The sequence below is a fragment of the Streptomyces sp. NPDC002276 genome (assembly GCF_053891435.1).
On the sequence record NZ_JBSFCQ010000009.1, the window covers coordinates 269,097 to 281,928 of the forward strand.

Genomic DNA, 12,832 nt, shown 5'->3' on the forward strand with positions numbered 1-12,832 from the left:
GGGTTCGGGAGTGAATGCAGCCATGAATTAAGAGAATCCGCCCGTCAGGGCGTCGTTTGAGGGTGGTGGTGGGAGACGGGTGGGCGGAAAGGGGCGCCGAGGGCGCACGGCCCCCCTCGTGACCCCATGTGCCCGATTGGGAACGGTTCGTGTTGTGACACAGCTATGACGCAGCTGAGTGGTCCTCGGGCTTTCTGAAGGGGGGTGGGCGGCCATTACGCTTACGTCTTCGGCCCCTGCCCAACTCCACGGAACGCGAGATTCATGACCGTCAACGGCTCAGACGACGTACTGCTTGTCCACGGCGGAACCCCGCTGGAGGGCGAGATCCGTGTCCGCGGTGCGAAGAACCTCGTACCCAAGGCCATGGTCGCCGCCCTGCTGGGCAGTGAGCCAAGTCGACTGCGCAACGTACCGGACATCCGTGACGTTCGGGTCGTACGCGGACTGCTGCAACTGCACGGGGTGACGGTCCGTCCGGGTGAGGAGCCGGGCGAGCTGGTGCTCGATCCGTCGCACGTCGAGAGCGCCAACGTCGCCGACATCGATGCCCACGCGGGTTCGTCGCGCATCCCGATCCTGTTCTGCGGTCCGCTGCTGCACCGGCTCGGGCACGCGTTCATCCCGGGGCTCGGCGGCTGCGACATCGGCGGTCGGCCGATCGACTTCCACTTCGAGGTGCTGCGGCAGTTCGGCGCGAAGATCGAGAAGCGGGCGGACGGCCAGTACCTGGAGGCCCCGCAGCGGCTGCGCGGCACGAAGATCCAGCTGCCGTACCCGTCCGTGGGCGCCACCGAACAGGTGCTGCTGACCGCGGTGTTGGCGGAGGGCGTCACCGAACTCGCCAACGCGGCCGTGGAACCGGAGATCGAGGACCTCATCTGCGTCCTGCAGAAGATGGGCGCGATCATCGCCATGGACACCGACCGCACGATCCGCATCACCGGTGTGGACTCGCTCGGCGGCTACACCCACGCGGCCCTCCCGGACCGTCTGGAGGCCGCGTCCTGGGCGTCGGCGGCGCTGGCGACCGAGGGCAACATCTACGTCCGGGGCGCGCAGCAGCGCTCGATGATGACGTTCCTCAACACCTACCGGAAGGTGGGCGGTGCCTTCGCGATCGACGACGAGGGCATCCGCTTCTGGCACCCCGGTGGGCAGTTGAAGTCCATCGCGCTCGAAACGGACGTGCACCCGGGCTTCCAGACGGACTGGCAGCAGCCGCTGGTCGTCGCCCTGACGCAGGCGACCGGCCTCTCCATCGTCCACGAGACGGTCTACGAGTCCCGGCTCGGCTTCACCTCCGCGCTCAACCAGATGGGCGCGCACATCCAGCTCTACCGCGAGTGCCTCGGCGGCTCGCACTGCCGCTTCGGGCAGCGCAACTTCCTGCACTCGGCGGTCGTCTCGGGCCCGACCCGCCTCCAGGGCGCCGACCTGGTCATCCCCGACCTCCGCGGCGGCTTCTCGTACCTCATCGCGGCCCTCGCGGCCCAGGGCACGTCCCGCGTCCACGGCATCGACCTCATCAACCGCGGCTACGAGAACTTCATGGAGAAGTTGGTCGAGCTGGGTGCGAAGGTCGAACTCCCGGGCAAGGCCCTGGGTTAAGCGTCCGTACGACGATGGGGCGGCCACCCTGACCGGGTGGCCGCCCCATTCGCATTACTGGAGCCTCGTACGCAATCCCGTCGCGTACGCGAAGGCTTACTTGCCCTTGGCGGCTTCCTTGAGCTTCGAGCCCGCGGACACCTTGACGCTGTACCCGGCGGGGATGTTGATCGGGTCGCCGGTCTGCGGGTTGCGCGCGGTGCGAGCGGCACGGTGGGTGCGCTCGAAGGTCAGGAAGCCGGGGATGGTGACCTTCTCGTCGCCCTTGGAGACGATCTCGCCGACGGTCTCGGCGAACGCGGCCAGAACGGCGTCGGCGTCCTTGCGGGTCACCTCGGCACGGTCGGCCAGCGCGGCCACCAGCTCACTGCGGTTCATGTTGTTACTCCCGTGTTCTTCTTGCCGTTTGAGGCGTGCCACGCGGCGGAGCCGCATATCGGGCACGGTGAAGCCGATGCTGCCAGGGACCTCGGTGAGTCCCCGGACCCGGGTCCGTCGTCCAGACCCTCGCGCCCGAAGACGCATCCTGCCCCTACCTGCGGCGGGAAAGCCAATCCGGCACCCGTAGGAGTCGCGAGAACACCCGTGGGAGTCACACGAAGAGCGCCACAGCATCAGCGTGGTGACGCTCCGTCGGCTCCCGGCAGCGAGGGCCGGGCCTGGAGAGGCCCAAAGCCTGGCCGCCACGATAAACGGCCGCCCGAGGCCCGGGGTTCCGCGACGCGCCGATGTGCGGGCGGCCGTGGCGATCCTCACAGCCGCCGCACACACGCGGCCCGACGGGCTACGACGCGGTAGGCGTCGTGGTGGGCGCCGCGGCTCCGGCGGCCTTCGCGGCGTCGCGCACCGCGCCGGCCACCGCACCGGCGACCTTGTCGTTGAAGACGCTGGGGATGATGTAGTTCGCGTTCAGCTCGTCCTCGGACACGACGTTCGCGAGTGCGGTCGCGGCGGCGAGCATCATCTCGGTGTTGACGGTGCGGGACTGCGCGTCGAGCAGACCGCGGAACACACCCGGGAAGACCAGCACGTTGTTGATCTGGTTCGGGAAGTCCGAGCGGCCGGTGGCCACGACGGCGGCCGTCTGGCGGGCGATCGTCGGGTCGACCTCGGGGTCCGGGTTCGCGAGCGCGAACACGATGGCGCCGTCGGCCATCGCGGCCACGTCGTCGCCGTCGAGGACGTTCGGGGCGGAAACGCCCACGAAGACGTCGGCGCCGCGCACGGCCTCCTTCAGGGTGCCGGTGAGGCCGTCGGGGTTGGTGTTGTCGGCGATCCAGCGCAGCGGCGAGTCGGGCTTGGCGTGGACCAGGTCCTCGCGGTCGGCGTGCACGACACCGTGGATGTCGGCGACGACCGCGTTCTTGACGCCAGCGGCGAGCAGCAGCTTGAGGATGGCCGTACCGGCCGCGCCCGCGCCGGACATGACGACCCGGATGTCACCGATGCCCTTGCCGGCCACGCGCAGGGCGTTGGTCAGCGCGGCGAGGACGACGATCGCGGTGCCGTGCTGGTCGTCGTGGAAGACGGGGATGTCGAGGGCCTCGCGCAGCCGGGCCTCGATCTCGAAGCAGCGCGGCGCGGAGATGTCCTCCAGGTTGATGCCGGCGAAGCCCGGGGCGATGGCCTTGACGATCGCGACGATCTCGTCGGTGTCCTGGGTGTCCAGGCAGATCGGCCAGGCGTCGATGCCGGCGAACCGCTTGAACAGGGCCGCCTTGCCCTCCATGACCGGCAGCGCGGCCATCGGGCCGATGTTGCCGAGCCCGAGAACGGCCGAACCGTCCGTCACGACCGCGACGGAGTTGCGCTTGATGGTGAGGCGGCGCGCGTCCTCGGGGTTCTCCGCGATCGCCATGCACACGCGGGCCACACCCGGGGTGTAGATCATGGAGAGGTCGTCACGGTTGCGGATCGGGTGCTTGGACTGCATCTCGATCTTGCCGCCGAGGTGCATGAGGAACGTACGGTCGGAGACCTTGCCGAGGGTGACGCCCTCGATGCCGCGCAGCTGCTGGACGATCTCGTCGGCGTGGGCCGTGGAGGACGCCGCGATGGTGACGTCGATGCGGAGCTTCTCGTGGCCGGAGGCGGTCACGTCGAGGCCGGTCACCGAGCCTCCGTGGGACTCCACGGCCGTGGTGATCTGGGATACCGCCGTTCCGCTGGCGGGCACCTCCAGACGGACCGTGATCGAGTAGGAGACGCTGGGCGCCGTAGCCATGGCCGACTTCCTCTGCTTTCACCGTTGAGCTGAGTACGCGCTCCGATGGTCGCACCTACTGCCGGGTAGGCGTTAGCCGCCCCTGATTGCGAACGTTTTGTTCGCGAGAAAAAGAGGCCCCCGCCACTTTTCCCGTGACGGGGGCCTCTTTCGCGATCAGTGACACCGACCCGCCATGCTCGCCTCGCGGCAAGTGGTCGCTCTAAGCGACGAAGGTTGGGCCCGGGGGCTTGGATCGGGCCGGTGTCACACCCAGGCTAACAAACGGATCCCGTAAGACCATTCCCATCCCGCAGGTTCACAGAATCAGTCCCGCAGGAGATCCGGCACCCCGTTCGCGTCCGGCTCGTCCCGTTCGGCGGAGACGACCGTGAGCTGCTGGGTCGCGCGGGTGAGAGCGACGTAGAGGACCCGCAGACCGGCCGGTGACTCGTCGGCGATCTCCGCCGGCGATACGACGACGGTCGCGTCGTATTCGAGCCCCTTGGCCTCCAGGCTGCCGAGCGCGACGACCCGGTCGCCGAGGCCGGCGAGCCAACGGCGGGCCTCCTCGCGGCGGTTCATGGCGACGACGACGCCGACCGTGCCGTCGACCTGGTCGAGCAGCCGGGCGGCCTCCGCGCGCACGGACTGCGCGAGGGAATCCCGTACGACGGCGCTGTGCTCATTGTTCGTAGCCACAAAACGTGGTCGTACGCCCGTCGAGCGGACCGCGGACGGGGACTCGGAGCCGGGCATCGCGAGGGCGAGGACCTTGGCCGCCAGTTCGGCGATCTCGGCCGGGTTGCGGTAGTTGACGGTGAGGGTGAAGCGGCGGCGGGGGCGGGAGCCGAGGGCCTCGTCGCGGGCCTCGGCGGCCTCGTCGGGGTCGGACCAGGAGGACTGGGCCGGGTCGCCGACGACCGTCCAGGTGGCGTGCCGGCCGCGGCGGCCGACCATGCGCCACTGCATCGGGGTGAGGTCCTGGGCCTCGTCGACGATGACGTGGGCGTACTCGACGCGCTCCTGGGCGAGCCGCTCGGCCCGTTCGCGCTGTGTCTCCTCGCGTACGGGCATCAGCTCTTCGAGACCGGTGAGCTGGTCCAGCGGGTCCAGGTCGCGCCGCTTGCGGGGGCGGGCCGGGGTGCCGAGGATCGCCTGGAGTTCGTCGAGGATCGCCACGTCGTGGACGGAGAGGCCGTCCCGCTTGAGGGCGCGGGCGGTCCTGCGGACCTCGCCGGGGTTGAGGATGCGGCGGGCCCAGCGGCCGAGTTTGCGCTCGTCGGACATGGCCGCCAGGACGGCGCGCGGGGTGAGTTCGGGCCACCAGGCGTCGAGGAACGCGATGAACTCGTCCTCGCTCGCGACGTCCTCGTCGAAGGAGGAGCGCAGTTCGGCGGCGAGTTCGGGGTCGGTGTGCCGGCCGGCCGAGCCGGAGCGCTCCCACAGGGCGTCCAGGAGGAGCTTGCGGGCGCGCGGGCGCAGCATGTTGACGGGTGCCGTACCGCTGAGGGCGTTCTGCCGGACGCGCTCCAGGTCGACGGCCTCCAACTCAAGCCGCCGCCCGAAGGCGACGACCCGCAGCCGGTCCGGCGCGTCGCTCGACTCCAGGGCGCCGCGCGCGGCCTTCCGCAGGACGCGGAGCATGCGGTACGAGCCCTTGGTACGGGCCACGGCCGGGGAGTCGTAGAGGGTGGCCTCGGCGCCGTCGACGAGCGAGCCGATGGCCCGGATGGCGACCTGGCCCTCCTCGCCGAGGGACGGCAGGACGCCCTCCGTGTACGCGACCAGCAGCGGTGTCGGCGAGACGATGAGGATGCCGCCCGCGTAGCGGCGCCGGTCCTGGTAGAGCAGATAGGCGGCGCGGTGCAGCGCGACGGCCGTCTTGCCGGTCCCCGGGCCGCCCTCGACATACGTCACCGAGGCGGCGGGGGCGCGGATCACCAGGTCCTGTTCGGCCTGGATGGACGCCACGATGTCGCGCATGGTGTGGCTGCGGGCCTGGCCGAGCGCGGCCATCAGCGCGCCGTCGCCGATGACGGCGAGCTTGTCGCCGTCGAGGAAGGCGGTCAGCTCGGGGCGCATCAGGTCGTCCTCGACCCCGAGGACCCGGCGGCCCTTGGAGCGGATGACGCGACGCCGTACGACCCGTCCGGGGTCGACCGGGGTCGAGCGGTAGAACGGGGCGGCGGCGGGCGCCCGCCAGTCGATGACCAGGGGCGCGTACTCGGTGTCGAGGACGCCGATGCGGCCGATGTGCAGGGTCTCGGCGATGTCGGCCGTGTTGTCGTCGCGGACGGAGCCGTCGGCGGGTTCTACGGCGGTGTAGGCGCCGTCGGGCCCCTTCTGGCCGTCCTTGCCGAGCAGCAGGTCGATCCTGCCGAAGAGGAAGTCCTCGAACTCGTTGTTGAGCCGGTTGAGGTGGATACCGGCGCGGAACACCTGCGCGTCGCGTTCGGCGAGCGCGCCGGGGGTGCCGACCTGGCCGCGTTTGGCGGCGTCGTTCATGAGGAACTCGGCCTCGCGGATCTTCTCCTCAAGGCGTCGGTACACCCGGTCCAGGTGTGTCTGTTCGCCGCTGATCTCCCGGTCCCGTAGCGAATCCTGGGCGGATTTGTCGGACACCGCATCGAGCGCGGTCTCCTGTTGAGCCTGTGCGGCCACCGGGCCCCCTTCTGACGTGCTGGGCAGCCGTCAACCGTACGCGAAGGGAGGCCGCCGAGGCGAGGGGCCCGCCCGGCGGAACCTGACAAAGACGCGGGGCCCGGTGCGCGCCAGGCGCGTTCCGGACCCCGTCGAGCACAGTCGACCTGGTGCTAAGCGTCGACTTCCACGAGCTTCTTGCCGTCGAAGGTCATGACCTCGAAGTGGTCGATCTCGTTCGGCGTGAGGGCCGCGCCGCCCTGGGCGTAGAGCGGTGCCTTGGCCTCGGCCTTCGTGGCGTTCGCGATGCCGTAACCCCAGGCCGGGACCGACCAGGAGCTCATGGTCTCGCGTTCGCCGTTCTTGCCGACGGCGATCAGGGAGCACTTCAGGGGGCCCTTGACGTTGCTGAGCTCGACGACCCCGAGGGTGCCCCAGTCCTTCTTCGACATCGCCACGGTCGCGCTGACCTTGGTGGTCTTGTCCGTGGCCGAGACCTTGTCGGACAAAGTGTCGAAGGTGGTCTTCGCGGTGGCCACCGCCGGGGTGTCACCCGAACTGTTGCCACCGTTGGCCGCGATCACGGCCAGCGGTCCCGCGATGATCAGCGCGGCTGACGCGGCGATCATGTAGAAGCTGCGCCGGCGCTTCAACGCCCGGCGTTCACCGACGTCGTCGACCAGCCGCTCCACCAGCCGCGGGCTCGGCTTGGCGGACAGGGACTCGCCGATCGCGGGGGTGCCGGAGCCCGGCAGGTCCGCGAGCGCCGCGAGCATCGGTTCCATCCCGGCCAGCTCGTCGAGCTGCTGGGCGCACCACTCGCAGGTGGCGAGGTGTGCCTCGAAAGCGGTTGCTTCGGCGTCGTCGAGAATCCCGAGGGCGTAGGCGCCGACGGTCTCGTGTTCGTTCGAGCCCTGAGATCCCTGCATGGAACCAGGACTACCCGTTCCGTATCCCCCGTAAATGCTCATGCCGTCACCCCCCGCTCCTCCAGAGCAAGCTTCATCGATCGAAGGGCGTAGAACACCCTTGAGCGCACCGTGCCACTGGGGATGCCAAGCGTCTCGGCCGCCTCATTGACGGTACGCCCCTTGAAGTACGTCTCGACGAGCACCTCCCGGTGGGCCGGGGTCAGGTCGTCCAGCGCGTCCGACAGTGTCATCAGCCACAACGCCTTGTCGATCTCGTCCTCCGCGGGGATGACCTCCAGCGGCGACGGGTCCACCTCCTGCGGCCGGGCCTGCCGGCTGCGGTGACCGTCGATGACGATGCGCCGTGCGACCGTCACCAGCCAGGGTCGTACCGATCCGGTCGCCCGGTTGAGCTGGCCGGCGTTCTTCCAGGCCCGGATGAGCGTCTCCTGCACCACGTCCTCGGCACGTTGCCGGTCACCGGCGACGAGCCGCAGCACATAGGCGAGCAAGGGTCCGGCGTGCTCTCGGTACAGGGCACGCATCAGCTCCTCATCAGGTTCCGAGGACTGGGACATGCGATGTCGGGCCCTCGGCGCTTGTTCATTGGCCACGACGGAATCCTTGCGCACGCCCACCTCCGGTGTCCGGGGGTTGCCCCGGTCGGTCGCTCGGTGAGGAGTACGCGGGAGGGTGGGCGGGTGTTCAACGTGAGGCGACAGTTTTCTTCGAACTGACGTGACGACCGGGACATGAGTGCACATTCCAGCCGTACGATCTTTACATTTCCACCACATCAGCAAGATCACGCGGACTGCCCGAGCGGTTGCCGAGTGAAACGCACTGTTGTCAAAATCACGTCGCCAATTGACGGTCCGTCACTTCACAGAAGCCGCATATGGGATTCTCAGGCTCGGGCGAGGGCCGCGCGCCGACGATGCCGGGCCACTCTTTCGCGGTTCCCGCACACCTCACTGGAGCACCAGCGCCTCCGCCGCCCCCGGGACGTATCGAGATAGACGATCGGGCAGTTGTCCCCCGCGCACTCCCTGAGCGAGGCCCGCGCGACCGGATCGGTGAGCAGCTCGACGGCATCCCTGGCGATCACCGCGAGCAACGCCTCACACCCCGGCGGACCGGCCAACTCCCGCACCAACGCCCCGTCTTCGGCCTGTACGGCACGAGGTGCCGGGGGCGCGGCGCGGGCGCGGTCGTTGAGGTGGGCGAGCGCGAGATCGTAGGAGTGGGCCTCGGTCTGCGGTCTGCTGCGCACCAACTGTCCGATCCGTCCCCGCAGTTCACGGAAGCCGACGAGCCAGGTCGCGTCGACGTGCGCGAGCGCGGTGCCCGCCGGGACCAGCCCCGCGCGGACGATCCACGCGCGCAACTGCTCCGGCGCGTCGAGCCGTTCCTCGGGATGCGTGGTCGCGAGGAGATCCAGGCAGATCCGCCCGGCGTCGAAGCGCAGCTCGTACGGGGCCATGGTCGTACCCAGTGCCATGTGCCTGTCACCGCCTAGGGACTACCCCGGTCGGGAAACCGTTGCCTCTACAGTGCCTGCCCGCCCGCGCGGCCGGAACCCCTCGTACCGAGCGCGCGTGGGGAGCGCGCGTGGGGAGCGCGCGTGGGGAGCACGCGTGGGGAGCGCGCGTGGGGAGCACGCGTGGACGGCCGCGTATGCGCGTGCGCGTCTCGGCGATGTCGGGGACGGGGGCGGGTCCGTTGACTGAAGTCATGACAGAGAACGGGACAGAGAACAGGACAGCCGCTGGTTGGGTTTTGGGTGCGGCCACGGTCGCGATGGGGCTGATCGCCGGGGCCTTCTACGTCTTCGCCTGCGCGGTGATGCCCGGGCTGGCGCGCAGCGACGACCGGGTGTTCGTAGAGGTGATGCGGAACATCAACGACGTGATCCAGAACCCGGTGTTCTTCCTGAGTTTCATGGGCGCGCTGGTGCTGTCCGCGGTGTCGGCGTGGCAGGCGCGGGGGCGGCCGTACCGGGGTTGGGTGTGGGCTGGCCTGACGGCGTACGCGCTCGCCTTCCTCGTCACGGTCGCCTTCAACATCCCGCTGAACGACGAGCTCGCGCGGACGGCGGATGCGGGGGTGGCGCGGGAGCGGTTCGAGGGTGCGTGGGTGGGGTGGAATGCGGTGCGGGCGGTGTTGTCGACGGTGGCGGTGGGGTGTTTGGGGCGGGGGTTGGTGTTGTACGGGGCCTGTCGACGCCGGTCGGCGCAGGTGAGCCCGTCCCGGCTCAGCTCTTGACACGGGCCGGGGCAATCCAGCCCGCCCGGCCCACTTCTTGACGCGGGCCGAGGCAATCCAGCGCGCGCCGGCTCGCTTCTTGACGCGGAGCCGAGCCGACTTCTTGACGCGGGGCCGACAAAATCCAGCCCGTCCGGCGTTTGAGGACGAGGCCCCTTCAGGGCCGATCGGGGGTCTGGGGGCGGAGCCCCCAGCAACGCCCGCATCGACACCCCGCACAAACACCCGCTCAACCGTCGGAGTACTTCGCGTCGGCCGCCGGATCCAACGCCAGCCGGTACCCCCGTTTCACCACCGTCTGGATCAGCTTCGGCGCGCCAAGTGCCGTACGCAGACGTGCCATCGCCGTTTCTACGGCGTGCTCGTCGCGCCCGGCGCCGGGGAGGGCGCGGAGGAGTTCCGCGCGGGCGACGACCCAGCCGGGGCGGCGGGACAACGCCCGGAGCAGGGACATACCGGCCGGCGGAACCGGCCGTAGCGCACCGTCGACCAGGACCGCGTGGCCGCGGATCTCCATCCGGTGGCCCGCGACGGGCAGGGTGCGGGCGCGGGCGGGGAGTTCCTGGCAGAGGAGCTGGACGAGCGGGCCGAGGCGGAAGCGTTCGGGCTGGACCGTGGTGATGCCGTGGTTCTGGAGCGGGAGCGCGGTGACGGGGCCGACGCAGGCCGGGAGGACGTCGTGGTGCAGGGCGGCGAGGAGTTCGGGCAGCAGGCCGCGGGTCTCGGCGCGGGAGAGGAGCGACGCGGCGGCCGGCGCGCTGGTGAAGGTCAGGGCGTCCAGGCCGCGCGAGACGGTCGCGTCCAGCAGCCGGTCCACCGGGGCGATGTCCTCGGGCGGCATCCATCGGTACACGGGGACCACCACGACGTCCGCTCCCCCGGCCCGCAGTGATTCGACGAACCCGGGCAACGGTTCACCGTGCAGCTGTACGGCGACCCGGCGGCCGTCGACGCCCTCCTCCAGGAGCCGGTCGAGCACCTCGGCCATGGACTCGGAGGACGGTGACCACTTCTCGGTGAGACCGGCGGCCCGTACCGCGCCCTTCACCTTGGGCCCGCGGGCGAGCAGTTCCACCCCGCGCAGCCGGTCGAGGAGGGCCTCGCCGAGCCCCCACCCGTCGGCGGCCTCGACCCACCCGCGGAATCCGATCGCGGTGGTGGCCACCACGACGTCGGGCGCCTGGTCGATCAACTCCTTGGTGGCGGCGAGGAGTTCGCTGTCGTCGGCGAGGGGCACGATGCGCAGCGCGGGCGCGTGCACGACCACCGCGCCGCGCCGCTGGAGCAGGACCCCCAGCTCGTCGGCGCGGCGCGCGGCGGTGACGCCCACGGTGAACCCGGAGAGGGGGCCGTGCGGCGCGCTCTCCGGTCGCTGCGGTTGTTCGTCCATGTCTCTCGTCCCGAACGTAGTCGTACATGCAGTCGTGCAGGGGGTGGTGCGGCGGTGCCTACATGCCGAACGAGCCTGTCAACGGTGCGTGACAGGCTCGGTTCGACTTCATGTCGGCGGTGTTACGTCACACCTCGGCATAGCTGAGCTGCGGCTTCGCCTCCGATGCGGAAGCTTTGGCCTGCGCCTGTGCGGTCGGGCGGCGAAGGTATACGGCCCAGGTGACGGCGAAGCAGAGGCCGTAGAAGGCGAGGAAGGCGACGAACGCGCCGGTGCCGGAGCCGTAGGAGAGGAAGGACTGCCGGAAGGCGAGGTTGATGCCGACGCCGCCGAGCGCGCCGACGGCACCGATGAGCCCCATGGAGGCCCCGGAGAGCCGCCGACCGTAGGCGGCCGCCTCGTCACCGGTGAGCCCCTTGGCGAGGGCCTTGGTCTGGAAGATGCCCGGGATCATCTTGTACGTCGACCCGTTGCCGAGCCCGCTGAGCACGAACAGGACGATGAAGACGGTGACGAACAGCGGCAGCGACTTCTGCATGCTGGCGACGAGGAGTACGGCGGTGGCGGCGGCCATGCCGACGAAGTTCCACAGCGTGATCTTCGCGCCGCCGTAGCGGTCGGCGAGCCAGCCGCCCACCGGGCGGATCAGCGAGCCGAGCAGCGGCCCGATGAAGGTGAGGTACGCGGCCTGCAACGGCGTACGGCCGAACTGGACCTGAAGCACCTGCCCGAACGCGAACGCGTACCCGATGAACGACCCGAACGTGCCGATGTACAGGAACGCCATGATCCAGGTGTGCCAGTCCCGCGCGGCGTCCTTGGCGGCGCCGGTGTCGTTCTTCACGGAGGTGAGGTTGTCCATGAAGAGCGCGGCGAGGGTGGCGGCGAGAAGGATGAGCGGGATGTAGATCCCGAGCAGCACGCGCGGCCCGCCACTGGCCCCGATGATCGCAAGGGCGATGAGCTGAATGACCGGGACGCCGATGTTGCCGCCCCCGGCGTTGAGCCCGAGAGCCCACCCCTTCTTCCTCAACGGGAAGAAGGCGTTGATGTTGGTCATGGAGGAGGCGAAGTTGCCGCCGCCGATACCGGCCAGCAGGCCGATCCAGAGGAAGGTGTCGAAGGAGGTCCCCGGCTTCATCACCACGAAGGCGGCGATGGTGGGGATGAGGAGGAGGCTCGCGGAGACGATCGTCCAGTTCCGCCCACCGAAGATGGCGACCGCGAAGGTGTACGGCACGCGGACGACCGCGCCGACGAGCGTGACCATCGAGGTCAGCAGGAACTTGTCGGCCGGGGTCAGCCCGTACTCCGGGCCCATGAAGAGCACCAGCACGGACCACAGGGTCCAGATCGAGAAGCCGATGTGCTCGGAGAGCACGGAGAACAGGAGATTGCGACGGGCGACCTTCTCTCCGGTCTCCCGCCAGAAGGTCTCGTCCTCCGGATCCCAGTGCTCGATCCACTTGCCAGTGGCTGTCATGACGCCTCCACGGTCCACTACGGGGTAACGAGCGGTTTGTCTTCCAAGGGCTGCATCCCGAAGGTAGGGAGGGCGGGTTTCCACGCTGTGGCTGTGAGTGACCGGAAGAAAACGTTGCTCTCACGAGCGCAGAAGGCGCACGGTGAGGTCCTCAGGGCAGGACCTCCGGCCTCCAACAACTCGGCCCGGTCCAGGCCCGCGTACCCCAGCAGCCGGGCCTCGCGCCCGGCGGGCCGGTGGAACAACGCGCGGTCGGGGGTGGGGGTGGGGGTGGGGGTGGGTTGAAAAAAGTGTGACACTCTGCGGAAAAGTGGCCCACTTCTGGG

General features: G+C 69.7%; 10 protein-coding genes. 2 read left to right on the forward strand and 8 right to left on the reverse strand.

Annotation, left to right across the window (positions count from 1 at the left end; translation table 11 throughout):
- The first annotated feature begins 264 nt into the window (after positions 1-264).
- Positions 265-1,611, forward strand: a complete 1,347-nt coding sequence (gene murA, locus ACWIHT_RS24305; protein ID WP_043679363.1) for a UDP-N-acetylglucosamine 1-carboxyvinyltransferase — start codon at positions 265-267, stop codon at positions 1,609-1,611.
- Positions 1,612-1,707: 96 nt separating this feature from the next.
- Here the strand turns inward: murA and ACWIHT_RS24310 are convergent, their stop codons facing one another.
- The 6 genes from ACWIHT_RS24310 to ACWIHT_RS24335 form a co-directional block, all read right to left on the reverse strand.
- A complete protein-coding gene (locus ACWIHT_RS24310) occupies positions 1,708-1,989 on the reverse strand; it encodes an HU family DNA-binding protein (protein ID WP_019056394.1) in 282 nt (93 codons plus the stop codon).
- A 406-nt stretch (positions 1,990-2,395) separates the two neighbouring features.
- Positions 2,396-3,835: a malic enzyme-like NAD(P)-binding protein gene (locus ACWIHT_RS24315; RefSeq protein ID WP_456170311.1), complete on the reverse strand. Its 1,440-nt coding sequence runs from the start codon at positions 3,833-3,835 to the stop codon at positions 2,396-2,398.
- Between the two features lie 306 nt (positions 3,836-4,141).
- A complete protein-coding gene (locus ACWIHT_RS24320; RefSeq protein ID WP_456170312.1) occupies positions 4,142-6,478 on the reverse strand; it encodes a HelD family protein in 2,337 nt (778 codons plus the stop codon).
- A 152-nt stretch (positions 6,479-6,630) separates the two neighbouring features.
- Positions 6,631-7,386, reverse strand: a complete 756-nt coding sequence (locus ACWIHT_RS24325) for an anti-sigma factor family protein (RefSeq protein WP_456170313.1) — start codon at positions 7,384-7,386, stop codon at positions 6,631-6,633.
- A gap of 38 nt (positions 7,387-7,424) precedes the next feature.
- Positions 7,425-7,946, reverse strand: coding sequence for a sigma-70 family RNA polymerase sigma factor (locus ACWIHT_RS24330; RefSeq protein WP_019056398.1), 522 nt, complete (start codon positions 7,944-7,946; stop codon positions 7,425-7,427).
- Between the two features lie 329 nt (positions 7,947-8,275).
- Positions 8,276-8,869: a CGNR zinc finger domain-containing protein gene (locus ACWIHT_RS24335; RefSeq protein WP_456170314.1), complete on the reverse strand. Its 594-nt coding sequence runs from the start codon at positions 8,867-8,869 to the stop codon at positions 8,276-8,278.
- A 233-nt stretch (positions 8,870-9,102) separates the two neighbouring features.
- On the opposite strand from ACWIHT_RS24335, the gene ACWIHT_RS24340 reads away from it, so the two are divergent.
- Entirely contained in the window at positions 9,103-9,633 is a 531-nt protein-coding gene (locus tag ACWIHT_RS24340) for an anthrone oxygenase family protein (RefSeq protein WP_456170315.1), read from the forward strand.
- Between the two features lie 229 nt (positions 9,634-9,862).
- Here ACWIHT_RS24340 and ACWIHT_RS24345 read toward each other — a convergent pair whose 3' ends face one another.
- Positions 9,863-11,023: a uroporphyrinogen-III synthase gene (locus ACWIHT_RS24345; protein ID WP_456170316.1), complete on the reverse strand. Its 1,161-nt coding sequence runs from the start codon at positions 11,021-11,023 to the stop codon at positions 9,863-9,865.
- A 127-nt stretch (positions 11,024-11,150) separates the two neighbouring features.
- Positions 11,151-12,506, reverse strand: coding sequence for a nitrate/nitrite transporter (locus ACWIHT_RS24350; protein ID WP_456170317.1), 1,356 nt, complete (start codon positions 12,504-12,506; stop codon positions 11,151-11,153).
- Positions 12,507-12,832 lie beyond the last annotated feature (326 nt).